The sequence below is a fragment of the Endothiovibrio diazotrophicus genome (assembly GCF_054657215.1).
The window spans coordinates 17570-43736 of sequence record NZ_BAAHXB010000004.1 but is presented as its reverse complement, the minus strand read 5'-3'; the positions used below and the strand labels follow the sequence as shown (position 1 = coordinate 43736).

Below are 26167 nucleotides of genomic sequence, written 5' to 3'. Positions count from 1 at the left end.
CCGCAGCCGACCGGAACGAAATGTGGGCAGGTCGCCCGTCAATGAAGTATTAACGGATGACCAGACAGGGAGCGGCTAATGGGTGACCTCGGCGCTGTGCATATTCCCTGAAGGTAGACCTCCGACATAGGCCACGAAACGCTGCGCCGCTTCACGCACCTCGGACTCGCTGCCGACCAATGCCACCCGAATGCGGTTCCGGCCGGGGTTGATGCCGTGAACCTCGCGCGCCAGAAAACTACCCGGCAGCACCACGACACCCTGCTCGCGGTATAGGCCACGGGCAAAATCACGGTCGTCGACCGGCGTCTGCAACCAACAATAGAAACCGGCGTCAGGTAGGCAAACGGGTAGCAGCGGGTTCAGCTGCTCTGAAAATGCGCTGAATTTGGCAGCGTAGCGTGCGCGGTTATCGGCGACATGCGTGCGGTCCCCCCACAGACTCTGCGAAATTCGCTGTACCAGACCGCTCATGGCCGACCCGTGATAGGTGCGATAGCGCAGGAACTGCGCAATCAGCCCGGCGTCACCGGCCGCGAAGCCCGAGCGCAGCCCCGGTACATTGGAGCGCTTGGACAATGAGCCGAATACCACCAGGCGGCTGAAGTCCGCACGTCCCGACAGTTGCGCCGCCTGCAGAGCGCCGAGTGGCGGCGTACGCTCGTCGATATAGATATCGCTGTAGCACTCGTCCGCGGCAATGATGAAATCGTAGCGATCGGCCAATGCGAACAGTGTTTGCCACTCAGCCAGCGTGGTAACCGCCCCGGTCGGATTCGCCGGCGAACAGACAAATACCAGTTGAGTGCGTTGCCAGACCGCAGGAGGTACCGATTGCCAATCGGAACGGAATTGACCATCCTCGAGCGCATTGACGAAATAGGGCTGCACGCCGGCCAGCAAGGCAGCGCCTTCATAGATCTGGTAAAAAGGATTCTGGCAGACCACCAGGTCGGAACTGCGCGAGCCATCGATTACCGCCTGGGCAAAGGCGAACAGCGCTTCCCGGCTACCCAAGGTGGGAAGTACTTGGCTGAGCGGGTCGACCGGTGCCAGTTCGAAGCGCCACTGTAGCCAATCGGCGATGGCCTGGCGCAACGTGAGCGTACCGGCGGTCGTCGGATACGTGGCCACTTCCGCCCCTCCTTCGGCCAGCAGGTCGGCGACGGATGCCGGCGGCGCATGTCGGGGTTCACCGACGGACAGGTCGATCAAGGCACGGCCTGGCGGCGTTTGCAGGTCGGCAAACAACGCTTTCAGTTTTTCGAATGGATACGGTTGCAGCACCTGCAGGCGTGGATTGCGTTCAGGCGCTGGCGCGTTGTTGTAGCTGGGCATCTTTGAGTTTCTCGGCAATCGAATGCAGACAACGGTGCGTCTCTTCCCAACCGAGGCAGGCATCGGTGATCGATACGCCGTAGCGTAGTTTCGTTGGCGGCTCTACCAGGGGTTGACTGCCTTCCCGGATGTTGCTTTCAAGCATGATCCCCTTGATCGAGGTGTTGCCGGCAAGAATCTGGGCAACCACGGCATCCGCCACCATCGGCTGATGTTTGGGGTCGCGCCGGGAATTCACATGGCTACAGTCGATCATGATGCGCGGCTGCATCCCAAGGTTGCGCAAGGCCTTTTCTGCCCGCGCCACATACTCCGCCGTATAGTTGGGACGTCCGCCCCCGCCACGCAGCACCAGGTGCGCATCGCGATTTCCCCGGGTCTGCACCAGAGACACCCGCCCCTCCTGATCGATACCGAGAAAGCTATGCGGTTGGGCCGCGGATAGCATGGCATGCACCGCGACATCGATGCCGCCATCGGTGCCATTCTTGAAGCCTACCGGCGAGGAGAGGCCGCTGGCCATCTCGCGATGCGTCTGCGATTCGGTGGTCCGCGCCCCGATGGCCGTCCAGGACACCAGATCGTGCAGATATTGCGGGGCGATCGGATCCAGCGACTCGGTTGCCGCCGGCATCTTCAGCTCGGCAAGGCCCAACAGCAGATGGCGGGCCAGCGCCAACCCCTCCGCCATGCGAAAGCTGCCGTCGAGACGAGGGTCGTTGATCAGCCCCTTCCACCCGATAGAGGTACGCGGCTTTTCGAAGTACACACGCATGACGATGAACAGCTGATCCGCCAGTTCCTCGGCCACGCGTTTCAACCGTTTGGCATAATCGAGAGCCGCGAGCGGGTCATGAACCGAACAGGGCCCCACCACCACCAGGAGACGTGGATCGTTACCGAACAGGATGTCACGGATGACCGCTCGCGCTTTGGCGACAAACCGCTCACCGGCGGGCGAGATGCCCACCCGCTGCTTGAGGTCGGTCGGCGGTTCCAGGGTATCCATGGACACCACGTGGCGTGTCAGCCCGGCGGCGCCGGGCGACATTTCGAATATCTCTGCCATCAGCTGAAATCCCGTGCCAGAATCTGCTCGATATTGCGTTCGGCCATGGCCGCAATCGTCAGGGCCGGATTGGTACAGCCGGTGTGCCCGGGCATCAGCGCGCCGTCCATCACGTACAAGCCCGGATAGTTGCACACGGTACCGATATTGTCCGTCGCCCGATCCAGAACCACTCCACCCAGCGGGTGTGCCGTTACCCCGCCCTCGACCGGTGCGGAACCGGCCGCACCGCGGCCGCGCCGTTGGCTGGACCCTTCCCGCATTTCAACATGGCCGTGGCGCACGGCGCGCACATCTCTGCGGCTCATGCCCCAGGCCAAGGCCAGCCGCTCGTAGGTGTCCTGGCCGGCGGCGATGACATTCTCCGTAGCCGGCGCTCCAGCGGGCCAGTAGAGCAGCACATCGTCGGCTGCCGGGTCATAGGTGAAACGGCCCAAAGCCGGCGGCGTGGACATGCCGATCGAGGCGACCAGCCCCTGCTCACCCTCGGTTGACCAGTCGGCATACGACTCGACGCTAACCGGGGCCAGCGCATTGGCGTGATCCTCGATGGCCACCGTTACCGGCCCACCGCGGTTGGGTTTGATCCGGCTACGCAGTCCGCTGATCTGGCTGAACATATCGCCGTTGTTGCCCCAGTTCTGCCCCACCTCGGCATTCAACTCCGGCAGATCGCCGCGCCCTCTGGCGCGCACCAGTAAGCGGCTGGTCGCCACCGACCCCGCCGCGAGGAACAGTCTGCGCACCACATAGGTGCGCCGGCGCAAGACACCACCATTGCTGTCGAGTTCATCCGCACTCACCACATAGCGGCCGTCCGGCCCTGTCGCGATGCTCGTTACATTTTGCTGAGTTTGCAGATCCAGATGGCCGGTACGTTCCGCACGGTGCAGATAGTTGGTATCCAGCGAGCGCTTGGCGCCACTGTTGTTGCCGTACCAGAACTCACCCGCGATCACCGACTCGACCCGTTGCCCGCGCAATTCCTTATGCACGATATCCCAGGACAGGCCGAGATCCAGCAGACGGCTGGTCAAGCCGGCGCGCTGCCCCAGTTGCAGCCAGGTGCGCGCAGCCGCGTAGTCTCGTCGCGCCAGTATCGATCGTGGCATGGGACTCGGACGGATCAGCGAGCGCACCCGTGGATAGTAGACCTCATCCATCGGCCCATAATCGAGACTATCGCCGAAGGTCTGTGCAAACATCTGTGGTGTTGGCTGGTACAGGGCGCCGGCATACACCAGGGAGCCACCGCCGACACCCGCGCCGGCCAGGGATGCGATGCCGTCGCCGATAGTCAGATCCAATATGCCGATATAGCGATCGATCGGCTTGGGCTCCCCGAGAATGGCCGAATCGCTTAACCAAGCCGAGCGACCGTCCGGATTCTGTAGCGATGAGAAGGTGTTCTGCTCGGCCGTCACCGGCCAACGGCGACCGCGCTCCAACATGACGGTCGTGACCCCCTGCTCAGCCAACCGCAATGCGGTCACCGCCCCACCGAACCCCGAGCCGATCACCATCACGTCGACCGGTTCACTGTCGGCAGCCAATGCACTGAGCACCGCCGGGCTGCGACAAAGCGCCAGCCCCCCGACTCCCAGCCCCAGGGCCTTGATGAAGTTTCTGCGTGAGATTTCCTTTTTCATGGCTGTCACTCCTGCCTCCCGGGCTTGCTACAAAACGACCGTGCGGTGGCTATCGACCAGGCGTCTGATCTTGGTGTCGATCGCATGCGAGTAATCGACCTCGCCGGTCATCAGACTCGCCATGCACTCACCGAGCACGCGACATTCGGCCTCACGGAAACCCAGGCGGGTGATCTCACTGACACCGACACGTACGAAACCGTCCACGTTGATGTGATGACGCTGCAGACGATCGCGCAAGCGGATACTTTGCTTTACCGGGTAGTCGGTTATCACCTGATGGCAATAGGTGAGTTCCGGGAAGTTCTGCGCATTCAGACCGTGCGCCGGCACCCCCCTTTCCAGGAAGACCCGGGCGATGACCCGCGCATTGCGCACGACCTGCTCGGCATACTCGTACCAGCGGGTCTCTTCGAGAACGATGCCGGTGGAGGCGATGCGCGCCAAGTGGGGATTGCAGATCATCGTCGGGCCGTTGAGCGGTGCCAGATTCGCCAACTGCTCGACCCGCTTGTGCAGCTCCTCGTCGTTGCTCAGGATGATGCCGCCTTGCGGCCCCGGAAAGGTCTTGTGGGTGGAGCCGAGCAGAATATCCGCACCTTCGCGTAGCGGGTCCTGATACTGGCCACCGGCGATCAACCCCAAGGTATGCGAGCCGTCATACGCCACCACGCCACCGTAGCCGTGGACCACTTCCGCGACCTCCGTGACCGGCATGGGGTAGGTGACGATCGATGACCCTAGAACCACCAGCGGCGGCTTCTGCTCCTCCAGCAGGGCCAGGGTGCGCGGAAGATCGATTTGCCAGTCTTTCTCGGAGAACGGCAGTGGCAGCGAGCGGCGTTCGAAGGTCTCGTAGTTCAGGGGATAGCCGCCGCCCGGGAAGAACGGTGGAATCCGTCCGACCGCCTCGCCACTACGGGTAAGGGCAAAGATCACCGCCAGCAGCGCCACATTGCCGGAAATCGGCGCTATGTTTGCGTATTCAGCGGAAAACACGCGTTTTGCCAGCTCACCGACGGTGAAGATGATCTCCTGTGCCGGTTCGGTACCTGCGTAAAATGACGCCGCATAGCGGGCCTGGATATCCGAACCGAGCGGCCCTCGAGCACGTTCACTCAAGCGGTTCTCGCTGACGATCAGATTGAGACTGTCGAGGCGCTCCCGCGAATGCTTTTCCAACAGATTTTCGATCGAACCGAAGGCCTCACCGACCTGATAACTGTCATGTAGATTCTCTGCCACACTCTGCATTACAACGACTCCCTTGCCGTGTCGGAACAAGGACCGGGCCGAGAACGCCCGGCATCATTCCGTGATTTATCACTTGACCTTGATCATTACTTCGTCGGCGGGACCGGGCCCGTCGTCGCCGTGCAGGAAACCACCCCGCAGGCGACGAGGCGCCGATAGGCGCCATCACCCGGAGGACCTCCTACCGTTCCGGATCCCACGAAACGATGACGAGGATTTGTTGCCTGGTGGTCCGCCCGGTTCGTTGCGGACCCTTGCGCTGCGCTCAATACTTGCCGTTGCCGTTTTTCCACTCGGCACGCGGCGGGATCGTCTGCAAAGTATCCCAATGCTCCGCGATCTTGCCGTTCTGCACACGGAACAGGTCGTAAAAGGAGGTGTGAGTACCGCCAAAGTCTCCCTCGCTGGCCACCAATACGAAGTTGCCTTCACCCAACACCTTGTGGACCTTGGTGTACTTCATATCGATGCCTTGTTTGGCAAGAGCCTTCAGCGCCGCATCCAGACCGGAGAGGCCATCGCCGATCTGCGGGTTGTGTTGTATGTAATGATCGCCGTCGAAATAGTTGGGCAGCTTGTCCAAATGCCCATGCACCAGAACGTCCTCCACGAAGTTCTTGACCAGCGCCTTGTTGGCGGCCGTATCGCCCCGATCGTCGACAACTTGCTGGCCGTCGAGCATGGTGTGTCCGCTGGGATTGGGGTCGGTGGGCTTGTCCTGAAGATTGTCCCAGTGCTCGACAATGCGCCCGTCCTCGAAGCGAAAAATGTCGAATCCGACCTTGGGGCCGAAGAAGTTGTAGTCGGTTTGCGCAAAAACGTAGGGGCCGTCCTCGAACACCCTGACGGTGTTTGCCTTTGCCGACCCCTCGGGCAGTTGTTGCAACACCTTGCCGAATCCAGCCAGACCGTCGCCGACTGCGAGATTGTGCTGGATGTAGCGATCGGGGTTGATGTAGGCCACCGGGGCGGCGTCTCCGGTTTCGATGCTCTTCAGCAGATCGACGACTTTCTGTTTGTTGGTTGACACGGTTTTCTCCTGTCTGGTTTGCGACGCTTGGGCAGCCAAAGGCGATGCGCTCAACACGGCGGACGCGAGCAAGACCGCGCCACATTTCTGCAAATAGTTCGACATTGTCTGTGTTCCTTTCGTCTATCTTTCAGCGCGTTGCTTGTGGTCGGTGCAGGCAAAATATATAGTTGGTCGCCCCCCCTCTCTAGGTGGTTTTACGACTAAAAACTGGATAAAAAGGACAAGGCATGTCCCCCCGGCATGGAAAACACAAATCCGCTGCCATTCCGCGGGCGGTTTACAGCCCACGGGGTGCCTACTCACTCGACCTGGAGGTCTTATCGGTCGACCACCTGCGTAGACGCACCAGTGGCGAACAGTTGCCGAGCCTGGAGCGGATCGAATTCAACCTGTTGCTGTATGTCACCCGGGGCCACTGTTCGCATGCCATCGATTTCGAATCCGAGGAGTGCGCCCCCGGTTCTCTGATGTTGATTCAGTCCGGACAGACCCACCGCTTCGACAGCAGCCCCGGATGGGACGGATGGATGGTGCTCTATCGACCGGAATTCCTTTACCCGTTGGAGGCGATGGCGCTGCTGTCGGGCATGGAGCAGCTGCCTTCTCACCTGACGTTGAGCCCCGATGATCGACGAGCGGTGGCCGAATCCATCGAACGCATGTACCTCGATACCCGCAAGCAAGCGGACGACACGCTCCTGCACACCTTGCTGCGCAACCAGCTGTGCGCGTTGCTCACACGAGTACAGCTGATCCACTCGCGCCAGGAGGCGAAGTCCCCGATTTCCTCGACGTCGCTACAGCGCTTCAAGCGCTTCAAGCGCGCTGTCGATCAACACCATCAGCAACTACACCGCGTGCACGAGTACGCGCAGCTGCTGGGGTGCTCGGAGAAGACTTTGAACCGCGATACGCATGAGGTCCTCGGTATCGGCGCCAAGGCTTTCATCACACGCCGGGTGCTGCTCGAAGCCAAACGCCTGCTGATCCATACCAGCCAACCGATTTCCAGCATCGGTCACTCGCTCGGCTTCGACGAGGTGACCAATTTCTTCAAACTGTTCAAACGCGAAACCGGCCGTTCTCCCGGCGAGTTCCGGCGCGTCGGGCCCAGCTGACCGCCGTGCCCTGTTCAACGCCCACCTCGGTTCCACAAAGCCACATACCTAGAAAAACGCCCGGTGGAGGCGTGGCCCGCAACGGGCGCGCCTCCACCGGGCGTTTTTCTAGGTAGAAGTTCGAAGATCGCGGCGAGTTCCCCGCCCAATCTGGACACAAACGACCACCTCGGGCACAATTCGCAGCCTACCCCGGCGCCCTCGCCGACCCCGCTCCCGCAGACACGCAACGACACCCCCGTGCCCAAGATTCTCGTCCTCAACGGCCCCAACCTCAACCTGCTCGGCAGCCGCGAGCCGACGCACTATGGGCATACCGGCCTCGACGAAATCGACGCCCGCCTCGTCGCGCTCGCCGAAGAGCGGGGACACCGCCTGGAGAGCCTGCAGAGCAACGCCGAACATGTGCTGATCGAGCGCATCCACGCTGCCCGCGACGACGGCACCGCCTTCATTCTTATCAACCCGGCCGCCTTCACCCACACCAGCGTCGCCCTGCGCGACGCCCTCAGCGCGGTAGCGATCCCGTTCATCGAGATCCACCTCTCCAACGTCCACGCGCGGGAGCCGTTCCGCCGTCACTCCTATTTCTCCGACATCGCCCAGGGGGTCGTCAGCGGCCTCGGCGCGATCGGTTACGAGCTGGCCCTGCGGGCCGCGCTCGAACGACTGAACCACTAACGGGTAAACCAACATGGATATTCGCAAAATCAAGAAGCTCATCGAGCTGCTCGAAGAGTCCGGTGTCGCCGAGATCGAAATCAAGGAGGGCGAGGAGTCGGTGCGAATCAGCCGCGCCACCGCCCCGATGTCCTTCGCCGCCCCGATGATGGCCGCGCCGGTCGCCGCACCCGCCCCGGCAGCGGCTTCCGCTGCGGCGCCTGCGGCCGCCGAGGCCCCCGCCGAAACCACCGGCCACCCGGTGAAGTCGCCGATGGTCGGCACCTTCTACCGCGCCTCCTCGCCCACCGCCAAGGCCTTCGTCGAGGAGGGCCGCTCGGTCAACGTCGGCGACACCCTGTGCATCATCGAGGCGATGAAGATGATGAACCAGATCGAGGCGGACAAGGCCGGCACCATCAAGAAGATCCTGGTGGAGAACGGCCAGCCGGTGGAGTACGAACAACCGCTCTTCATCATCGAATAAGGACGGTCGCCCCCATGCTGGAAAAAGTCGTCATCGCCAACCGCGGCGAAATCGCCCTGCGCATCCTGCGCGCCTGCCGCGAACTGGGCATCAAGACCGTCGCCGTCCACTCCACCGCCGATCGCGATCTGAAGCATGTGCGACTGGCCGACGAGCACGTCTGCATCGGCCCCAACCCCTCTGCCGACAGCTACCTCAACGTCCCGGCGCTGATCTCGGCGGCCGAGGTGACCGATGCCACCGGCATCCACCCCGGCTACGGCTTCCTCTCGGAGAACGCCGATTTCGCCGAGCGGGCCGAGCAGAGCGGCTTCACCTTCATCGGCCCGCGCCCCGAGACCATCCGCATGATGGGCGACAAGGTCTCGGCGATCCGCGCCATGAAAGAGGCGGGAGTACCCTGCGTTCCCGGCTCCGACGGCCCGCTCGGCCCCGACGACGCCGAGAACCTGCGCATCGCCAACCGCATCGGTTACCCGGTGATCATCAAGGCCTCCGGCGGCGGCGGCGGCCGCGGCATGCGCGTGGTCCACGGCGACGCCGCGCTGATCGGCGCCATCTCGCTGACCAAGAGCGAGGCGGGCGCCGCCTTCGGCAACGACGAGGTGTACATGGAGAAGTACCTGGAGAACCCGCGCCACGTGGAGTTCCAGGTGCTTGCCGACACCCACGGCAACGCCATCCACCTGGGCGAGCGCGACTGCTCGATGCAGCGCCGCCACCAGAAGGTGGTGGAGGAGGCCCCGGCCCCCGGCATCAGCGTCAAGCTACGCAACGAGATCGGCGAGCGTTGCGCCGAGGCGTGCCGCAAGATCGGCTATCGCGGCGCCGGCACCTTCGAGTTCCTCTACGAGAACGGCGAGTTCTACTTCATCGAGATGAACACCCGCGTCCAGGTGGAGCACCCGGTCACCGAGATGGTCACCGGGGTGGACATCGTCAAGGAGCAGTTGCGCATCGCCGCGGGGATGGAGCTCTCCTACAAGCAGAAGGATATCCACCTCACCGGCCACGCGGTGGAGTGCCGGATCAACGCCGAGGATCCCACCAACTTCATGCCCTCGCCCGGCACCATCACCCAGTTCCACCCGCCGGGCGGCCCCGGAGTGCGCTGGGACAGCCACATCTACAACGGCTACCGGGTGCCCCCCTACTACGACTCGATGATCGGCAAGCTGATCACCCACGGCGAGGACCGCGCAGCGGCCCTGGCGCGGATGAACGGCGCGCTGCAGGAGCTGGTGATCGACGGCATCAAGGTCAACGTGCCGCTGCAACTCGACATCGTCAACGACGCCGCCTTCCAGCAGGGGGGGACCAACATCCACTACCTGGAGAAGAAGCTGGGACTCTGATCTCGCCACCTCACCGGACGAAAAAGGCGATGTCCGAGTTAGCGACCTGCACCTCGATTCCCTGTAGGAGCGGCCCCGAGGCCGCGATCGGGACGGAGTGCGGCACTTCGATTTGATAGGCGGCAGAAGCAGACGCGGCGCCATCGCGGCCTTTTCGTTTCGAGTCCCGCCAAACGCTCGACGGGCTACTCCGCCTCGGCGACTCCGTCTACCCCGTCGAAGAACTCCACCACGCCGGTCTCCAGGGAGTACTCGGCACCGACGATCATCAACCCGTCCTTCTCCACCAATCGCTCCAACAACGCCGAGCCGTGGCGCAAGTGGTTGGCGGCGGTGCGCACGTTGGCGCGCACCGCGCGGGCGACCAGCGCCTCGCGGTCGTGACGCAGATCGGTCTCCAGCAGCCCCTCCACTGACGGGCGGATACGGTCGACGATGGAGCGGATGTTGTGGGAGTGGTGGGGCTGCGGTTCGATCAGCTGATCGATCGTGGCACAGATGGCGCCGCAGTGGGAGTGGCCCATCACCACCACTAGCCGGGTGCCGAACTGCTCGGCGGCGAACTCGACGCTGCCCACCTGGGAGGGCGCGACGATGTTGCCCGCCACCCGGATGACGAAGAGCTCGCCCAGCCCCTGGTCGAAGACGATCTCCGCCGGCACCCGCGAGTCGGAGCAGCCGAGGATGATCGCCATCGGCTGCTGACCATCTTCCCCACCGCCGCGACGGGAGTGGCTCGCCATCGCCTCAAGGCTGCGCACGTTGGAGACGAACCGCTGGTTCCCCTCCCGCAACCGCCGCAACGCTTCCGCTGCACTCGCTGGACCGCTCATCCCACCCCCTTTGTCGCAAACCGTTCCACACATGACGGGTCGAACCTCCGCCCCGGGGTCCGCGACCCCGGGGCTGCGTTTACGCTAATCGAGGATGGTGCGGGCGTTGATCGGCTGCACCGGGCGGTTGTTGGGGTGATGCATCACATGCTGGAAGGCCTCGATCTGTGCCTTCGAGGCGGTAGCCGTGTGCTTCATCACCAGCCAGGTGACCCCCTCGCTGCACGGCGGCGTGGTCAGCGAGCCGTTGTAGCGGAAGTAGTCGCGATCGGCGGGCAGCAGGCCGTTGACGTCGATGGTGGAGGCCGGCGCGGCCGAGCCTCGGTGATCGGGCATCGCCGCCCACGCCTTGGCCAGCTCGGCATTCGCCTCGCCCTCTTCGAACATCACCCCGATCACCGCCAGGTTGCCGTCGGCGTCGGCGTGGACCAGATGCATCTCCATCGGGAAGGAGTCGCCGGCGATGAGGTTCTCGCTGGGCGAGTGGAAGTGAAACTGCTTGAGCTCATAGGGCCGCCCGTTGACCTGGAGGGTGCTGCCGGGGGCGTAGTCGACCTTGATGGTGTGGCCGTTGTTGACCACCCGGGTGCCACCGGCCTGGTAGTGGAGGGCCAGCGGCGGCAGCTCCGCCTGGATGAAGCCGCCGAGGTCCACCGGCGACTGGTTGCGGCCGGTCCCGCAGAGGTGATAGTCGGGGCTCAGCTGGCCCCAGTGCTCGGGGCCCTCCTCACCGCTGTAGCCCCACGGGGCACCGCCGGAGGCGGCGGCGCTGCCGGCAACGATCATCAGCATTGAGGCGAGAAGGCATTTTTTCATCGGGTCACTCTCCAAGATTTAGGTTCGAGGCGGGAAAGGCCCGCCGGGAGCGGGCTCAGGCGATTATACCCGGCGGCTCCCCTCCGGGCGCTGCTTGAAGCGGCGATAGCCCCACTGGTACTGCTCCGGCAGGCGGCGCACCATCCGCTCCACCTCCCGGTTGAGGGCGGCGGCGCCCGCCTCCGGGTCTTCGTCGGCGAGGTCGTCGGGGCAGCGGATGAAGTGGAGGCGGTAGCCCCTTCCCCTCGGCAGCCGCTCGGCGTAGCCGATGAAGAGCGCAGCGCCGTTGCGCCGGGCGAGGCGGTTGACCAGCACCATGGTGTAGGCGGGGATGCCGAAGAAGGGGGCGAACACCCCATTGCCCTCCCCCGGCTCCTGGTCGGGGAGGATACCGACCATTTCGCCGCGCTTCAGCCCCTGCATCAGGGCACGCACGCCGGCGGCGTCGGTCTTCGCCAGACGGGTGCCGGTGCGCGCGCGCCCGTCGCGGATCAGCGGCTCCAGGGCGGCCATCCGCGGCGGGCGGTAGAGGGTGGTCATGGGCCAGTGGCGAGCGCAGTAGAGGCCGCCGATCTCCCACGAGCCGAGGTGCGGGGTGAGCATCACCACGCCCCGCCCCTCGGCCATCGCCTCCTCCACCGCCTCGCGGTTTTCCACCTGGACGGCCAACGCCATCAACCGCTCGGCGGACCAGTGCCACATCGGCCCCAGCTCACTGAAGGTCTTGCCGCTCTCGGCCATCGCCCGGCGCAGCAGGCGGCGGCGCTCGGCGGGTGCGAGCTCCGGCAGACAGCGCTCGATGTTGGTTCGCGCGACACCTCCCATACGGGTGGGGAGTATCAGCATCATTCGGCCGATCGCCGCCCCGAGCGCGTGGTTGAGCGCCAGCGGCAGGGCGGCGAGCAGCCGCAGGAGCCCCAGCAGCAGCCGCTCCCGCAGCCGCCTACCGCCCCTCACGGCGGGATCCCCCCTTCGGTCAGCAGCGGCCGCATGGCGGTCAGCAGGCTACGGAACAGGGTCTTGTTGGCGCGCTCCTCGGCGGCCAGGAGCCCCTTCATGTGGGCGCGCTGGGTCGGCATGGTGAAGCAGGCGGGGCAGTTGTCCTTGATGATCGGCAGCTCCGCCGCGCGAGCGAAGTCGGCGGTCTGCCGCTCGCGGACGTAGACCAGCGGGCGGATGATCCGCAGGTCGCCGGCGTCGTTCAGGTAGTGCGCCTTCATGGTGCGCAGTTGGCCTCCGTGGAAGGCGGACATCAGGAACGACTCGGCCAGGTCGTCCAGGTGCTGGCCGAGGGCGAGCACGTTGTAGCCCTCGCGGCGCATGGCGGAGTAGATGGTGCCGCGTTTCATGCGGGCGCACCAGGCACAGTAGGAGTCCTTGGTCATGTGCTCCCTGGCCAGATCCATGATCGGATGCTCCTCGAAGAGGTAGGGCACCCCGCGATCGGCCACGTAGGGCTTCAGCCGGGACGGATCGAACCCCTCCACCTCCGGATCGACGGTGACCACACCGAGGCCGAAACGGATTGGGGCGTGGGCCTGGAGGTGGAGCAGCACATGAAGCAGCGTCAGGGAGTCCTTGCCGCCGGAGAGGCCGAGCAGCACCCGGTCCCCTTCGCGGATCATGTCGAAATCGGCGATCGCCCGGCCCACCTGGCGGAGGATCGATTTGGGCGGGCGGGTGTAGTCGGTCTTGGGGCGGGGGACGGTCATGACCGGGAAAGGTACTCAATTTGGGTAAAAGGCGAAAGGTCAAAGGATAAAGGAAGTAGCGGCCGTGCCAACCCAATGCATTGTTTTCCAAACAATACAATATCGAAGACCGGAGCGACGCCGAACGGAGACCCTTTAACCTTTAACCTTTAACCTTTAACCTTTAACCGTTGACCGTTGACCGTTGACCGTTGACCTTTGACCCGGTTCGCCCGCCTCCGCGCGCCCGTTACACAGCAAATCCCGGCCTGGGTTATAATTTCGCTCTTTTCCCCACCGGGAGACGACCCCCATGGAGCGCTCCGCACCCGCCGAGCTGCGCGGCCTCACCCCCCGCGAGGCCCACGAGCTGCTGCACCGCGACCCCCACGCGGTGATGATCGACATCCGCTCGACCATGGAGTTCCTGTTCGTCGGCCACCCGGTGGGGGCGGTGCATATCGCCTGGATCGACGAGCCGAGCTGGGACGTCAACCCCGACTTCGTCACCGAGGTGCGCGAGGCGCTCGCCGGCGACGAGGGGCGCAACCGCCCCATCGTGCTGATCTGCCGCAGCGGCAACCGCACGCTACAGGCGGGCGCAGCGCTGATCGAGGCGGGGTTCACCAACGTCCACCATGTGGCCGATGGCTTCGAAGGGGAACTGGACGACCAACACCACCGCAACACCCTCAACGGCTGGCGCTGCGAGGGGCTGCCGTGGGAACAGTGCTGATCTCCGAGAGGAAAGAGGAAAGGTGAAAGATAAACGCAAGAGGGGGCGATCCGCGGTTTACGCCGTGGAAATGGATGGTCGAGGACATTCGGCCTCTCACTTTCACTCCTGCCTTCGTGATTCCTACCCTCACATGTACGCAAACCGCGCTCCCGCCCTTTCCTGCTTTTCTCTTTTACCTTTTATCTTGGATCTTCGACCATGAAACCGAGCTTCATCGAACGACTTCGTGAACGGGTGCTGTTGTGCGACGGCGGCACCGGGACCCTGGTACAGGCCGCCGACCTGGATCTCGAGCGCGACTACAGGGGGCTGGAAAACTGCACCGAGGTGCTGATCGAGAGCCGCCCGGACTTCGTCGAGAGCGTCCATCGTGCCTACTTCGAGGCGGGCGCCGACGTGGTGGAGACCAACACCTTCGGCGCCAACCAGGTGGTGCTCACCGAGTTCGGGCTGACCGAGAAGACCTATCTGCTCAACAAGCTCGGCGCGGAGATCGCCCGCCGGGTGGCCGATGAGTTCGACACCGCCGAGTGGCCGCGCTACGTGCTCGGTTCCATGGGCCCCGGCACCAAGCTGCCGAGCCTCGGCCACATCGACTACGACACCCTGGAGGCCTCCTACGCCGAGCAGGCCCGCGGGCTGATCGACGGCGGGGTCGATGGCTTCCTGCTGGAGACCCACCAGGACCTGCTGACCATGAAGGCCGGGATCAACGGCGCGCGCGTCGCCATGGGCGAACGCGATGTCCACCTGCCGATCTTCGCCCAGGTGACCATCGAGACCACCGGCACCATGCTGGTCGGCTCCGACATGCAGGCGGCGATCACCGCCCTGGCGGCGATGGAGGTGGACGGCATCGGCATGAACTGCGCCACCGGCCCGGCGGAGATGTCGGAGCACCTGCAGACCCTGGCCGAGCACTGGCCGGGGATGATCTCGATCATGCCCAACGCCGGCCTGCCGATGCTGGTGGACGGCCAGACCGAGTACCCGCTGCTGCCCGCGGAGCTGGCCGACTGGCACTACCGCTTCGTCGAAGAGGACGGCGCCAATCTGATCGGCGGCTGCTGCGGCACCACGCCGGGGCACATCGCCGCGGTGCGCGAGATGCTCGACGAGCGCGACCACAAGGGCCCGGTGCCGCGCGAGGTGGAGCTCACCCCGGCGGTCTCCTCGCTTTACTCGGCGATGGCGCTGCGCCAGGAGAACGCGGTGTTCGCCATCGGCGAGCGCTCCAACGCCAACGGCTCGAAGCTGTTCCGCGAACGGCTGGCCGAGGAGGACTGGGATGCGCTGACCAACATCGGTCGCGCCCAGGTGAAGGACGGCTCCCACGCGCTGGACGTCTGCGTCGCCTACGTCGGGCGCGACGAGTCGCGCGACATGCAGGCGCTGATCGAACGCTATCGCGCCAACATCACCGTGCCGCTGGTGATCGACTCCACCGAGCCGCCGGTGATCGAGGCGGCGCTGAAGATGCTCGGCGGCAAGTCGATCATCAACTCGATCAACTTCGAAGACGGCGAGGAGCGCGCCGCGCAGGTGCTCACCATGGCGAAGAAGTACGGCGCCGCGGTGGTGGCACTGACCATCGACGAGGACGGCATGGCCAAGGAGGTGGACGACAAGCTGAAGATCGCCCACCGCCTCTACCACTTCGCGGTGCTCCAGCACGGCCTGCCGGCCCACGACCTGATCTTCGATCCGCTCACCTTCACCATCTGCACCGGCGTCGAGGATGACCGCGACCACGGCCTGAAGACCCTGGAGGCGATCGAGCGGATCGCCAAGGAGCTACCCGACTGCCAGATCGCGCTGGGGCTCTCCAACATCTCCTTCGGCCTCAAGCCGGCGGCGCGCCACGTGCTCAATTCGGTATTCCTCCACCACGCGATGGCGCGCGGCATGCAGGGGGCGATCATCCACATCAGCAAGATCATGCCACTGCACAAGATCGATGAGGAGCACCGCCAAGCCGCCGAGGACCTGATCTTCAACGAGTGGCGCGGTGGGCGCGACCCGCTGCTCCACTTCGTCGACCTGTTCAAGGACGTGGAGCTGGCGAAGGAGGAGAAGAAGGCCCCGGCGACCATCGAGGAGGCGCTCAAGCAGCGCATCATCGACGGCGACAAGCAGGGGCTCGACGCCGACCTCGCGCGGGCCATGGAGAAGTACCCGCCGCTGGAGATCATCAACACCCTGCTGCTCGACGGCATGAAGGTGGTGGGCGAGCTGTTCGGCTCCGGCCAGATGCAGCTCCCCTTCGTGCTCCAGTCCGCCGAGACCATGAAGGCGGCGGTGGCCTTCCTCGAACCGCACATGGAGAAGGCCGACGGTCGGCAGAAGGGCACCCTGGTACTGGCCACGGTGAAGGGCGACGTCCACGACATCGGCAAAAACCTGGTGGACATCATCCTCACCAACAACGGCTACAAGGTGGTGAACCTCGGCATCAAACAGCCGGTCCATACCATCATGGAGGCGGCGCGCGAGCACACCGCCGACGCGGTGGGGATGTCCGGCCTGCTGGTCAAGTCCACGGTGATCATGAAGGACAATCTGGAGGAAATGCGGCGCGAGGGGTTCGACGTGCCGGTGCTGCTCGGCGGGGCCGCGCTCACCCGGGGCTACGTGGAGAAGGATTGCGCCGAAGCCTACGGCGTCGCCGACGCGGTCCACTACGCCAAGGATGCCTTTTCCGGCCTGCGGCTGATGGACCGGATCATGGAGACGAAGGCCGCCGTCTGAACGACGGGCAAAAAAAACCCGGCGGGTGAGGCCGGGATTCATCTGCCCGAGGGCAGTGAAGGCGATTGTATTGGGTGCCTCCTGGCGACCTTTGGTGGTCTCTCAGACATCCTCCATCCCTGTTGGTTTGTTATCTCCTCCGCCGGACCCCGCATTCCATCGCGAGATTCCGGGCGTATCCAAGGTACGGCTTAATGGTGGCACGAAAGCAGAATTTTCGCTGTAGGAAGATAGACGAAAATTGCGTAGGAAATTTCTGATGATTTTCTTGAGAATTTCGCCATGGGGTTTTAGGAATAGCACCCGGATGCCGTACGATATTTCGCGCAGAAGAACGCGATGATCGGGCTGTTGCAACGGGTCAGCGAGGCCCGCGTCGAGGTGGCCGGGGAGACCGTTGGCCGGATTGGCCACGGCCTTCTGGTGCTGATCGGCGTCGAGCGTGGCGATGGCGAGACACAGGCGGAACGGCTGCTGGAGCGGCTGCTCGGCTACCGGGTGTTCGCCGACGCGGAAGGCCGGATGAACCTCAGCCTGCGCGACGTCGAGGGTGGACTTCTGCTGGTGCCCCAATTCACCCTGGCGGCGGATACCCGCAAGGGGATGCGCCCCAGCTTCACCACGGCGGCGGCGCCCGCGGAAGGGGAGAAGCTGTTTCGCTACTTGGCGGATCGCGCCCATCACGGCCACCCGACGGTCGCCGAGGGGCGCTTCGGCGCCGACATGCAGGTATCGTTGATCAACGACGGACCGGTCACCTTTCAACTGCGGGTCGCCCCGGCAGGGCCCGCGAAAGAATAACTTCCTGTTTTGGAACGCCGATCCGTTCCGCCCGGCGCCGGACGGGCGTCTCGACACCCCAAAACAGGAAGTTATTCTTTCGCGGGCCCCAACGGTCAGCGACAGAAAGCCATCCTCCCTACCCCACCCGGCGCCGACCACCGACCCGGCCGGCGCCGCAACAATGAACGCGCAAACGAGGACAACCCGTGGACCGTAAAGCCATTTTGATCGTGCTCTCGGTGGTGATGATTCTGCTCGGGGTGGGGATGATCCTGCCCAGCGGCGAGACGGTGCGCAAGGTGCGCGCACTGCCCTGGGAGATCGAACTGCTGCCCGATGGCGGCAGCCGGGTCTTCAACCTCACCCTCGACGAGAGCACCCTGGCCGATGCCGAGCGAACCCTCGATGACGAGGCCGACATCCAGCTCTTCGTCCGCGACGGTGACAAGCCTTCGCTCGAGGGCTACTTCAACGACGTCTGGCTGAGCGGGCTGAAGGCGCGGATAGTGCTCACCCTCAGCATGGACGAGGCCTCGCTCCGCGGCCTCTACAAGGGCGGCATCCGCATCTCCAAGTCGAGCAGCGGCAGCTCCCAGGTGCAGCTCTCCGGGGAGCAGGGAGCGCTGGCCCGCCTCGCCCCGATCTCCTCGATCACCTATCTACCGAAGGCCACACTGGAGGAGAAGCAGCTGGTCGGCCTGTTCGGCGAGCCGCAACGGCGGATCGACGCCGACCGCAACGGCACCCTCCACCTGCTCTACCCGAGCAAGGGGCTCGACATCGCCCTCGACAAAAAGGGCAAGGCGGTCATGCAGTATGTCGCGCCCCGCGACTTCGAACGGCTGATCACGCCGCTTTATGCCGCGTCCTCACGAGACAAAGAAGGAGGAAAGGAATAAAGGAATCCAACACGAAGGCGCGCTTCGCGCGGCAAGTATGTGAGCCGCTCGCTGAAATCCGGGTAGGGCGTGCCGACGACCGGAGGCGCACCAGCCGGAAAGGGCGGTGCGCCTCGTGCAACGGCACACCCTACGCTCGCACCCACCTTCCCGCGGACTTTCACCAGCATTAGGCGGAGACGCCTATCGCTGCTCCGCGCGCTCCTTGCCGTCGTCGTCGGACGACGCCTCCGCGGTATCGGCGACCTCCGTGGCTTCCGTGGAGGGCCGGGCGCCGGGCGGGTGATCGTCGTCGTCCATCAGGATGCGGTGGGCCGCGCCCTCCAGATCGTCGAACTGGCCGCTGCGGGCGGCGAGGATGAAGACCACGACCATGCCGAGCCCCATCAGGATCATGCCGGGAATAAGCCCGTAAATCACATCCATTGGCGGATTACCACGCTGCTTCGTTGGGCGGAGTTCGCGACCCCACCGTCCGCTGGTTCACGAACGACGGTAATCCGCCAAGATTTGGAATAGGGTGGGACAAGTCGTTAGACATCCTCCCTGCCCTTCGTTCCCCTGCATGCCCCTCATGGTGGTGGAATCCCACCACTCACGAACGTGAGAAGATCCGGCGAATGCGGGCGGCGTTGGCGATCACCAGCAGGGAGCTGACCGGCATCGAGACCGCCGCCACCAGCGGGGTGACGAAGGCGGCCATCGCCAGCGGCACCATGATCAGGTTGTAGGTGATCGAGATGGCGATGTTCTGGCGCACCGTACGCAGGGTGCGCCGCGACAGCTCGGTGGCCAGCTCCACCTTGTGCAGCTCGCTGGACATCAGCACGATATCGGCGCTCTCGATGGAGACGTCGGTACCCGAGCCAAGGGCGATGCCGACGTCGGCGCGCACCAGGGCCGGGGCGTCGTTGATGCCGTCCCCCACCATCACCACCCGCTGACCGGCCCGCTGCAGATCCCCGATCACCCGATCCTTCTCCTCGGGACGCACCTCGGCGATCACCTCCATCCCGCCCAGCCGCTCCGCCACCGCCTCGGCCACCGGGCGCCGGTCACCGGAGAGCAGGGTCAAGCGCATTCCCTTCTCCCGCAGGGAGGCCACCAATCGTGCGGCATCGGCGCGCAGCTCGTCGCTGATCCCCAACAACAGCACCTCGCGCCCAGCCACCGCGCAGTGCACCGCGGTCACCATCTGCGCCGCCCACTCCGCCTCCTGCGCGTCGAAGCGGTCGTCACGCTCCACACCCAACTCATCCATCCACGCTGCGGAACCTACCGCCACCTCGATACCGTCCACCCTACCGCTGGCACCCGATCCGGGCTTGGCACGGAAACCGTCGACGCCCCCTCGCCCCTTGAAGCCCCGCTCTTCCGCGCCGGCGACGATCGCCTTCGCCAACGGATGCTCGGAGTAGCGCTCCAATGCCGCGATCGCATTCCAATACTCCGCTTTTTCGCCGCCGGCGAAAAAGCGGAGGCGCGCCGCGCCTTCGGTGAGGGTACCCGTCTTGTCGAACACCACATGATCGATGGAGGAGAGGGTCTCCAGCACCTCGCCGTTCTTCACCAACACGCCGTTGCGTGCCCCCGCCCCCGATGCCACCGCAATCGCCATCGGCGTGGCCAGACCGAAGGCGCAGGGACAGGTCACCACCAACACCGCAACCGCCGCCATCAGCGCATGCTCGAAACCGCTGCCCAGCCAATAGAGAAAGGTCACCGTCGCCAGGCCCAGGGTGGCAGCGACGAACCACGGTACGATGCGGTCGGTGACGCACTGGATCGGCGCCTTGGACGCCTGCGCCTCCTCCACCAGGGCGATGATCCGCCCCAGGGCGGTCTCACCGAGGAGCTTCTCGGCGCGCACGGTGAGCGCACCGTCACCGTTGACGGTGCCGGCGGTCACCTCGTCGCCCGGCGCCTTGCACACCGGCAGGGATTCACCGGAGAGCATCGACTCGTCCACCTGACTCTCACCGGCCACCACCACCCCGTCCACCGGCACCTTCTCTCCCGGCTTCACCCGCACCTGCTCGCCGGCACTCACCGCGCGGATCGGCACCACCTGCTCCTCGCCGTCGCGGATCACCGTGGCCACCCGCGGCTGGAGGTCCATCAGGCGCTGGGTGGAAGCGACGGCGTGGCGCTTGGAGATCGCCTCCAGATAACGCCCGACCAGGATCACGAACAGAAAATTGACCACCGTATCCCAGTAGACCTCGCCCACTGCCGCCTGGGTGATGGTGATGTAGGCGGAGTAGAGATAGGTGGCGGTGGCACCGATGGCGATGGGCAGGTCCATCCCCAGGTGTCGGGTCTTCAGGTTGGTCCACGCCCCCTTGAGGAAGGGCCAGCCGGAGTAGAGCAGGGTTGGGGTGGCCAGACCGAAGCCGACCCAGTGGAACAGCGCCCGGTACTCCCCCTGGTCGGCGCCCGCATAGAGGGCGATGGAGATCCACAGCAGGTTCATCATGGTGAACCCGGCGAACGCCATGCGGAAGAGCAGCGCCCGGTTCTGGCGATTGAGGCGTCCCTCGGCCACCTCCGGATCGTAGGGGACCGCCGCGTAGCCGATGGCGGCGAGCTTCTTCAGCACGTCGGAGAGGTGGATCAGACGGTTGTCCCAGCGCAGGTGGAGCCGCTTTCCGGAGAGGTTCACCTCCGCGCGCACCACCCCGTCGGTGCGACCGAGGGTCGTCTCGATCAGCCAGACGCAGGCGGCACAGTGGATCCCCTCCACCAGCAGGTGGATCTCGCGCAGCTCGCCCAGCTCGCGGACGAACTCCCCCTGCACCTCGTCCAAGTCATAGAGGGCGGTCTCCTTCGGAGGCTCGGGGGGCGGAGCGAGGAGCTGACCGTCGGGGGTACGCTGATAGAACCCCTCCAGCCCCATCTGATAGATCGCCTCGCACACCGACTGGCAGCCGAAGCAGCAGAAGGCGCGCTCGGCACCGCCCACTTCGGCACGAAAGGTCTCATCGGAGGGAAGCGGTTGCCCGCAGTGGAAGCAGCAGTTCTGGGACACGATCCGTCCCTTATGGCGAGGGGTGAGGAAAAGGGCGCCCGCCGGTCACGGCCACGGCACCTTCAAGCAAAGCAGTCCACACAAAAATTTTCGGAGCGCGATCGCGCTCCGAATCTCAGTCGTGGACCTTGGTCCGTTCGGGGATTTCGTAGTCATGCCCCTGCGCCGACATCTGCACCACCAGGTCCCAGATCCCCTTCAGCGGAAAATCGACGTCGGCGCGGAAGCGGCCCGGACCCTCCTCGACGAAGGCGACCTTGAAATCCGCCCGCTGGTCGGCCGGACGATAGGCGAACAGGGTGACCGAATCGGCCTTCAGCGGCTGACCGGCGGCATCGACGGCGACCAGGCGATAGGTGCTCGTCTTGCCCAGGGTGGGACGGGCCGGCTTGTCCAGCGAAACGTCCCAGCCGAGGGAGGCGACCAGTTGACGCTTGGCGATGGTCTGGTGGTAGTTCTCACCCTTGTCGTAGTACTGCTCGTTGACCAGGCCGGGAGAGGTGACGAAGGCCTGACTCACCATGAAGGCGTTGATGGAGAAGACCAGCGCGACCATGGCGATCCAGCCGAGCACCCACGGATTGCGCCACGCGCGCTTGCTCGACTGGGAGATCCCGAAGGGGCCCTTGGCGGTCTGATCGCTCATCGTCGACTCCTGAAAAGGCGGCTGGGCACCGCGAAAAGGAAGGGGGCCATTTTAGCCCAAGCGGCGGGAGGAGGGTATTGCCGCGCCGTGGGCCTAGAGGCTGTCGGACTTAGGATGAATCGGCCGCGGAAGCGGGATAGCGGCCCTGCCCTTTTCCGGAAATTCTCGTCAAATAGCTCGCTATTCTCCTCAAATTTCCGAAAAACCGGGACCACTCTCCCACTCCCGCAGCTCGATCCTCCTAAGTCCGACAGCCTCCTAGACCACGGCGCGGGGCACCGACATCAGCGCCGGGGGGCGGCGAAGGAGCTCTCGTAGTCGGCCTTCATCGCCGGGTCCTCCTTGGAGTCGACATGGAAGGTGAGCGGCGTCATCTCCTCATCGAGATTCTCCTGCGGCACCCGCACGAAGACGGTGAACGGATTGACCCGGCCGTTCTCGGCAACGAAGCCTCCCTCCTCGGCACCGATCAGCTTCAGCCCCTTCGGCCCCTCCGCGGTGAGGTGAAGGTGGAGATCCCTGTCGGTCTTGTTCATCACCTTGATGGTGTATTTGTTCTGGATGGTGCCGTCACTCATCTGCACGAACATCGGCTGACGCTCACGCAGCACCTTCATGTCGATGGTCGACATGGTGGTCAGGCCGTAGACGATGCCGATGATGGCGATGGTCAGGATCGTCAGGTAGACGATGACCCGCGGACGCCGGAACATCGCCACCACCGGCTTGCCGTCGATCTCATCGAGGGAGGCGTAGCGGACCAACCCATGTGGCAGACCGATCTTGTCCATCACCTGATCGCAGGCGTCGATGCACAGCCCACAGGTGATGCATCCCTCCTGCTGACCGTGACGAATATCGACGCCGGTGGGGCAGACCGCGAGGCACTGGCCGCAATCGACGCAGTCACCCAGGCCCGACTCGTTGCGATCCTCCCCCTTGCGCATCCGCCCGCGGGGCTCCCCGCGGCGGTAGTCGTAGGTGGGAACCAGGGTCTCGGCGTCCACCATCACCGCCTGGATACGGGCATAGGGGCAGAGCCAGAAGCAGGCCTGTTCGCGCAGAGTGCCGGCGAGGAACCAGGTACCGGCAGTGAACAGCCCGAGCACGATCCATGCGGTAGAGGGGGCCTGCAGGGTGAAATAGTCGTGCCACAACTGGAAGGCGTCGGTGAACCAGGCGGCGAAGGAGAGACCGGTCAGCGCGGAGATCACCAGCCAGGCACCGTTCTTGGCCAGTTTGATGCGGATCTTGCCGAAACTCCACGGCGCGTCATCAAGCTTGCGCCGCTGGGCGGGATTGCCCTCGAGTTTCTCCTCGATCCAGGTGAAGACATCGGTCCAAACGGTCTGAAAGCAGAAATATCCGCAGTAGACCCGCCCTGCCATGGTGGTCACCACTGCAAGCAGGATGGCAAAAAAGAGCAGCACCAGGGAGAGCATCCAGAAATCCTGCGGATAGACCGACAGGCCGAAGATATGGAACTGGCGATTGGGAATGTCGAAGAGCACCGCCTGTCGATCCCCCCAACGCAGGTACGGGCCGAGGAAGAAGATCAACCACACCGTGGCGCTGATCCACTTGATGTTGCGCCATGTGCCGGGCACCCGCTTGGCGTGGATCGTCTTGCCTCCGGTGTTGACGTGATGGATATAGTCCTCGTAGAGCTCGTCAAGGCCGGTCTGCTGACTCTTCTCATCACTCACGGCGGAATCTCCTGTGTTGCGACGTGGGGCGCCCGAGGGCATCGACAATGAAATCGCACCGACCGGGGCGGGCGGGGCGACAGACGCCGGGGAGCGGAGTGCTCCACGACTCACCCGGGGCGAGCATCTGAAACGAATCAATTATTAGAACACACTAATAATCAAATTGCACTCATGATTGGTACAAATACTTACAAATCGCAAACTTCGCAACAGTGACTTAGTTACCCCCAACGTCACCCAGTGCAGGCATCTCCCCCCCCATCGCAGGCCCGGCGATCACAGCAACGAAACAAAAAAAGGGGAGGTGTTTCCACCTCCCCCTTTTCACCGACGCCCCAAGGGGGTCAGTCCTTGCGGTTCTGCGCATCTTTGTCCATCAACCCCTTCACCTTGAACCAGAGGAAGGCGACGATGACGACGGAGATGACCACGGTGATCGCGGAGCCGATAGCCACCGCGTCAGAAGTACCAAAACCCATTTTCTTTCCCCTCTACTAGGTTTTCGATGGGTCGGCCGGGGGCATGAGCCCCCGGGCCGTTCCGCGACTCGGTGTGCTTACTGCCCACCACCGAAGTTGTGGACGTAGACCGCCAGCTTCTTGATCTCGGTGTCGGTCAACTTGCCCTTGAAAGAGGGCATCTCGGCCTGACGGGTCTCCGGGTAACGGCTGTCGTTCACACCGTACTTGATGGTGTGGATGACGGAGGCACGCTGATCCGCGGCCTGGAAACGCCACACGGAGTCGGTCAGGTTGGCCGAACCGAGGATCTTCATGCCCTTGCCGTCGGGACCGTGGCAGCCAACACAGGCCTTGGTCATGTACAGCGGGTTGGAGGTCGGCTTGCCGGCCATGATCGAATCGGCCATCGACTCGATCTCGGCGTCGGTCATCTGCGAGCCGCCCATCGCCGGCATGTTGCCCTTGCGGCCGCCGGTGACGGTGGTCTGGATGGTGGCCAGATCGCCGCCGTAGAGCCAGTCGTCGTCGAGCAGGGTGGGGAAGCCGGGGGTACCCTGGCCCTGGGAGCCGTGGCACGCCGCGCACTTGTCACCGAACAGCACCTTCCCGGAACGGGCGATGTATTCGGAGATCTCCGGGTCCGCCTTCATCTGCTCCGCGGTCATCCCCGCCAGCTTCTCCTCGTACGGGGCGCGGGCGGCGTCCACTTCGGCCACCGCGGCCTTGTACTCACCGATCGCGGTCCAACCCGTCAAACCCTTGGTGTGGGTCGTGACGAGCGGGATCGTCGGATAGATCAGGGCGTAGACCACACAGAACATCCAGCTCGCGTGGAAGGCCAGCATCCACCACTTGGGCGGCGGATTGGTCAGCTCACACAGGTTGTCGTCCCAGACATGCCCGGTAATGTTTGCACCCGGGTACGGATTTTTCTCATCGGCCATTTTGTTTCTCCGCATCGATCTGGTCCTCCTCCATCGGGATGTGACGCTGGGCTTCCAGCTTGTCCCGATTTTTCGGATGGAGGGCGTAGATATAGAGGACTACCATCAGGAGGAAGACCACAACGGTGAGGATCGTGCCGATCCAGTCGTTGTGCGTCATTGCCTCCCAATCGGTATGGAAGTACTCCAGCAGACTACTCACGGTAGTCGGTACCTTCCTCGAACTTGACCATGGTGCCAAGGACCTGGAGGTACGCCACCACGGCGTCCATCTCGGTCTTACCGGCAATGGCCGCCGAAGCGCCCTCGATGTCCGCGTCGGTGTACGGGACACCCAGCAGACGCATCGCACCCATGGCGGTCTTCACATGCTCGGCGTCGATCTGCCCGTCAACCAGCCAGGGGTAGTTGGGCATCACGGACTCCGGCACCACGCTGCGCGGAGCGGTCAGGTGCTTGATGTGCCATTCGTTGGAGTACTTGCCGCCGACGCGGGCGAGATCCGGGCCGGTACGCTTGGAACCCCACTGGAAGGGGTGGTCGTACATCGACTCGGAGGCCAGCGAGTAGTGACCGTAGCGCTCCTTTTCGTCACGGAACGGACGCACCATCTGGGAGTGGCACAGGTAGCACCCCTCGCGCAGATAGACGTCGCGGCCCACCAGCTCAAGCGGAGTGTAGGGACGGACGCCGTCACCGGCCTTCCAGTCGTTGAGCGTCTTGTCGCCCCGGTCCCACAGGATCTCCTTGTGCTGGTTGTGCTCCATGGTGCCGTCCAGGTAGAACAGCGGCACGATTTCGACGATGCCGCCTACCGAGACGACCACCGCGAGCATCAGGACCAGGCTCCAGACGCTGCGCTCCATCGTATCCTGGAGCTTGGTCGAGTAGATTTGATCAGCCATTG

24 protein-coding genes are annotated in these 26167 nt (G+C 64.2%); 8 read left to right on the top strand and 16 right to left on the bottom strand.

The features are described 5' to 3' along the window. Window positions 1-75 precede the first annotated feature (75 nt). The 5 genes from dapC to ACYQ2W_RS02070 all read right to left on the bottom strand — a co-directional run bounded on the left by dapC (window position 76) and on the right by ACYQ2W_RS02070 (window position 6445). Window positions 76-1338, bottom strand: coding sequence for a succinyldiaminopimelate transaminase (dapC, locus tag ACYQ2W_RS02090; RefSeq protein ID WP_459862924.1), 1263 nt, complete (start codon window positions 1336-1338; stop codon window positions 76-78). Beyond that, entirely contained in the window at window positions 1307-2407 is a 1101-nt protein-coding gene (locus ACYQ2W_RS02085) for a 3-deoxy-7-phosphoheptulonate synthase (protein WP_459862922.1), read from the bottom strand. The genes dapC and ACYQ2W_RS02085 overlap by 32 nt, the downstream gene beginning before the upstream one ends. Further along, window positions 2407-4056, bottom strand: coding sequence for a GMC family oxidoreductase N-terminal domain-containing protein (locus ACYQ2W_RS02080; RefSeq protein ID WP_459862920.1), 1650 nt, complete (start codon window positions 4054-4056; stop codon window positions 2407-2409). Before ACYQ2W_RS02080 ends, ACYQ2W_RS02085 begins: the two co-directional genes overlap by 1 nt. Before the next feature lie 27 nt (window positions 4057-4083). After that, the gene (locus ACYQ2W_RS02075) at window positions 4084-5310 is read right to left on the bottom strand and encodes a hypothetical protein (RefSeq protein WP_459862918.1); all 1227 of its coding nucleotides are present in this window, start codon (window positions 5308-5310) and stop codon (window positions 4084-4086) included. A 265-nt stretch (window positions 5311-5575) separates the two neighbouring features. Beyond that, on the bottom strand, window positions 5576-6445 hold the full coding sequence (locus ACYQ2W_RS02070) for a nuclear transport factor 2 family protein (protein WP_459862916.1): 870 nt from the start codon (window positions 6443-6445) through the stop codon (window positions 5576-5578). A gap of 125 nt (window positions 6446-6570) precedes the next feature. On the opposite strand from ACYQ2W_RS02070, the gene ACYQ2W_RS02065 reads away from it, so the two are divergent. The 4 genes from ACYQ2W_RS02065 to accC all read left to right on the top strand — a co-directional run bounded on the left by ACYQ2W_RS02065 (window position 6571) and on the right by accC (window position 9963). Further along, window positions 6571-7461: an AraC family transcriptional regulator gene (locus tag ACYQ2W_RS02065; RefSeq protein WP_459862914.1), complete on the top strand. Its 891-nt coding sequence runs from the start codon at window positions 6571-6573 to the stop codon at window positions 7459-7461. 240 nt (window positions 7462-7701) lie between these two features. After that, a complete protein-coding gene (gene aroQ / locus ACYQ2W_RS02060) occupies window positions 7702-8142 on the top strand; it encodes a type II 3-dehydroquinate dehydratase (RefSeq protein ID WP_459862912.1) in 441 nt (146 codons plus the stop codon). Window positions 8143-8155: 13 nt separating this feature from the next. Further along, window positions 8156-8608, top strand: a complete 453-nt coding sequence (accB, locus tag ACYQ2W_RS02055) for an acetyl-CoA carboxylase biotin carboxyl carrier protein (protein ID WP_459862911.1) — start codon at window positions 8156-8158, stop codon at window positions 8606-8608. Between the two features lie 14 nt (window positions 8609-8622). Next, a complete protein-coding gene (gene accC / locus ACYQ2W_RS02050) occupies window positions 8623-9963 on the top strand; it encodes an acetyl-CoA carboxylase biotin carboxylase subunit (protein ID WP_459862909.1) in 1341 nt (446 codons plus the stop codon). Between the two features lie 185 nt (window positions 9964-10148). Here accC and ACYQ2W_RS02045 read toward each other — a convergent pair whose 3' ends face one another. The 4 genes from ACYQ2W_RS02045 to ACYQ2W_RS02030 all read right to left on the bottom strand — a co-directional run bounded on the left by ACYQ2W_RS02045 (window position 10149) and on the right by ACYQ2W_RS02030 (window position 13324). Then, a complete protein-coding gene (locus ACYQ2W_RS02045) occupies window positions 10149-10796 on the bottom strand; it encodes a carbonic anhydrase (protein ID WP_459862907.1) in 648 nt (215 codons plus the stop codon). Window positions 10797-10880: 84 nt separating this feature from the next. Further along, a complete protein-coding gene (locus ACYQ2W_RS02040; protein ID WP_459862905.1) occupies window positions 10881-11612 on the bottom strand; it encodes a carbonic anhydrase in 732 nt (243 codons plus the stop codon). Between the two features lie 63 nt (window positions 11613-11675). Then, window positions 11676-12569, bottom strand: a complete 894-nt coding sequence (locus ACYQ2W_RS02035; RefSeq protein WP_459862903.1) for a lysophospholipid acyltransferase family protein — start codon at window positions 12567-12569, stop codon at window positions 11676-11678. Beyond that, window positions 12566-13324, bottom strand: coding sequence for a tRNA 2-thiocytidine biosynthesis TtcA family protein (locus tag ACYQ2W_RS02030; protein ID WP_459862902.1), 759 nt, complete (start codon window positions 13322-13324; stop codon window positions 12566-12568). The genes ACYQ2W_RS02035 and ACYQ2W_RS02030 overlap by 4 nt, the downstream gene beginning before the upstream one ends. A gap of 292 nt (window positions 13325-13616) precedes the next feature. Here ACYQ2W_RS02030 and ACYQ2W_RS02025 point away from each other — a divergent pair, with 292 nt between their 5' ends. The 4 genes from ACYQ2W_RS02025 to ACYQ2W_RS02010 all read left to right on the top strand — a co-directional run bounded on the left by ACYQ2W_RS02025 (window position 13617) and on the right by ACYQ2W_RS02010 (window position 18472). After that, window positions 13617-14039: a rhodanese-like domain-containing protein gene (locus ACYQ2W_RS02025; protein ID WP_459862900.1), complete on the top strand. Its 423-nt coding sequence runs from the start codon at window positions 13617-13619 to the stop codon at window positions 14037-14039. 201 nt (window positions 14040-14240) lie between these two features. After that, entirely contained in the window at window positions 14241-16790 is a 2550-nt protein-coding gene (metH, locus tag ACYQ2W_RS02020) for a methionine synthase (protein WP_459862898.1), read from the top strand. 339 nt (window positions 16791-17129) lie between these two features. Beyond that, on the top strand, window positions 17130-17591 hold the full coding sequence (dtd, locus tag ACYQ2W_RS02015) for a D-aminoacyl-tRNA deacylase (RefSeq protein WP_459862896.1): 462 nt from the start codon (window positions 17130-17132) through the stop codon (window positions 17589-17591). A gap of 188 nt (window positions 17592-17779) precedes the next feature. Further along, window positions 17780-18472 carry a hypothetical protein gene (locus tag ACYQ2W_RS02010; protein WP_459862894.1) on the top strand — a complete coding sequence of 231 codons (693 nt, stop codon included), beginning with the start codon at window positions 17780-17782 and terminating at the stop codon, window positions 18470-18472. 183 nt (window positions 18473-18655) lie between these two features. Here ACYQ2W_RS02010 and ccoS read toward each other — a convergent pair whose 3' ends face one another. From ccoS to ccoO, 7 genes are all read right to left on the bottom strand, one after another. Then, entirely contained in the window at window positions 18656-18898 is a 243-nt protein-coding gene (gene ccoS / locus ACYQ2W_RS02005) for a cbb3-type cytochrome oxidase assembly protein CcoS (protein WP_459862893.1), read from the bottom strand. A gap of 169 nt (window positions 18899-19067) precedes the next feature. Then, window positions 19068-21500, bottom strand: coding sequence for a heavy metal translocating P-type ATPase (locus ACYQ2W_RS02000; RefSeq protein ID WP_459862891.1), 2433 nt, complete (start codon window positions 21498-21500; stop codon window positions 19068-19070). A 115-nt stretch (window positions 21501-21615) separates the two neighbouring features. Continuing rightward, the gene (locus tag ACYQ2W_RS01995) at window positions 21616-22146 is read right to left on the bottom strand and encodes a FixH family protein (protein WP_459862889.1); all 531 of its coding nucleotides are present in this window, start codon (window positions 22144-22146) and stop codon (window positions 21616-21618) included. Window positions 22147-22430: 284 nt separating this feature from the next. Further along, window positions 22431-23852, bottom strand: a complete 1422-nt coding sequence (gene ccoG, locus ACYQ2W_RS01990; protein ID WP_459862887.1) for a cytochrome c oxidase accessory protein CcoG — start codon at window positions 23850-23852, stop codon at window positions 22431-22433. A 559-nt stretch (window positions 23853-24411) separates the two neighbouring features. After that, window positions 24412-25260 carry a cytochrome-c oxidase, cbb3-type subunit III gene (gene ccoP, locus ACYQ2W_RS01985; protein ID WP_459862885.1) on the bottom strand — a complete coding sequence of 283 codons (849 nt, stop codon included), beginning with the start codon at window positions 25258-25260 and terminating at the stop codon, window positions 24412-24414. Further along, window positions 25250-25462 (bottom strand): cbb3-type cytochrome c oxidase subunit 3, encoded by a 213-nt coding sequence (locus ACYQ2W_RS01980; RefSeq protein ID WP_459862883.1) that lies wholly within the window; start codon window positions 25460-25462, stop codon window positions 25250-25252. Before ACYQ2W_RS01980 ends, ccoP begins: the two co-directional genes overlap by 11 nt. Next, window positions 25455-26165 carry a cytochrome-c oxidase, cbb3-type subunit II gene (ccoO, locus tag ACYQ2W_RS01975; protein WP_459862881.1) on the bottom strand — a complete coding sequence of 237 codons (711 nt, stop codon included), beginning with the start codon at window positions 26163-26165 and terminating at the stop codon, window positions 25455-25457. Before ccoO ends, ACYQ2W_RS01980 begins: the two co-directional genes overlap by 8 nt. Window positions 26166-26167 lie beyond the last annotated feature (2 nt).

Coding starts and splice junctions, on each gene's coding strand:
- ACYQ2W_RS02075 (WP_459862918.1), bottom strand. CDS start 5,310: ATGCAGAGTGTGGCAGAGAATCTACATGACAGTTATCAGGTCGGTGAG.
- ccoO (WP_459862881.1), bottom strand. CDS start 26,165: ATGGCTGATCAAATCTACTCGACCAAGCTCCAGGATACGATGGAGCGC.
- ACYQ2W_RS02065 (WP_459862914.1), top strand. CDS start 6,571: ATGTCCCCCCGGCATGGAAAACACAAATCCGCTGCCATTCCGCGGGCG.
- ccoS (WP_459862893.1), bottom strand. CDS start 18,898: ATGGATGTGATTTACGGGCTTATTCCCGGCATGATCCTGATGGGGCTC.
- ACYQ2W_RS02045 (WP_459862907.1), bottom strand. CDS start 10,796: ATGAGCGGTCCAGCGAGTGCAGCGGAAGCGTTGCGGCGGTTGCGGGAG.
- dapC (WP_459862924.1), bottom strand. CDS start 1,338: ATGCCCAGCTACAACAACGCGCCAGCGCCTGAACGCAATCCACGCCTG.
- ACYQ2W_RS02085 (WP_459862922.1), bottom strand. CDS start 2,407: ATGGCAGAGATATTCGAAATGTCGCCCGGCGCCGCCGGGCTGACACGC.
- dtd (WP_459862896.1), top strand. CDS start 17,130: ATGATCGGGCTGTTGCAACGGGTCAGCGAGGCCCGCGTCGAGGTGGCC.
- ACYQ2W_RS02080 (WP_459862920.1), bottom strand. CDS start 4,056: ATGAAAAAGGAAATCTCACGCAGAAACTTCATCAAGGCCCTGGGGCTG.
- ccoP (WP_459862885.1), bottom strand. CDS start 25,260: ATGGCCGATGAGAAAAATCCGTACCCGGGTGCAAACATTACCGGGCAT.
- ACYQ2W_RS02025 (WP_459862900.1), top strand. CDS start 13,617: ATGGAGCGCTCCGCACCCGCCGAGCTGCGCGGCCTCACCCCCCGCGAG.
- ACYQ2W_RS02040 (WP_459862905.1), bottom strand. CDS start 11,612: ATGAAAAAATGCCTTCTCGCCTCAATGCTGATGATCGTTGCCGGCAGC.
- accB (WP_459862911.1), top strand. CDS start 8,156: ATGGATATTCGCAAAATCAAGAAGCTCATCGAGCTGCTCGAAGAGTCC.
- ACYQ2W_RS02070 (WP_459862916.1), bottom strand. CDS start 6,445: ATGTCGAACTATTTGCAGAAATGTGGCGCGGTCTTGCTCGCGTCCGCC.
- metH (WP_459862898.1), top strand. CDS start 14,241: ATGAAACCGAGCTTCATCGAACGACTTCGTGAACGGGTGCTGTTGTGC.
- ACYQ2W_RS01995 (WP_459862889.1), bottom strand. CDS start 22,146: ATGAGCGATCAGACCGCCAAGGGCCCCTTCGGGATCTCCCAGTCGAGC.
- accC (WP_459862909.1), top strand. CDS start 8,623: ATGCTGGAAAAAGTCGTCATCGCCAACCGCGGCGAAATCGCCCTGCGC.
- ACYQ2W_RS02030 (WP_459862902.1), bottom strand. CDS start 13,324: ATGACCGTCCCCCGCCCCAAGACCGACTACACCCGCCCGCCCAAATCG.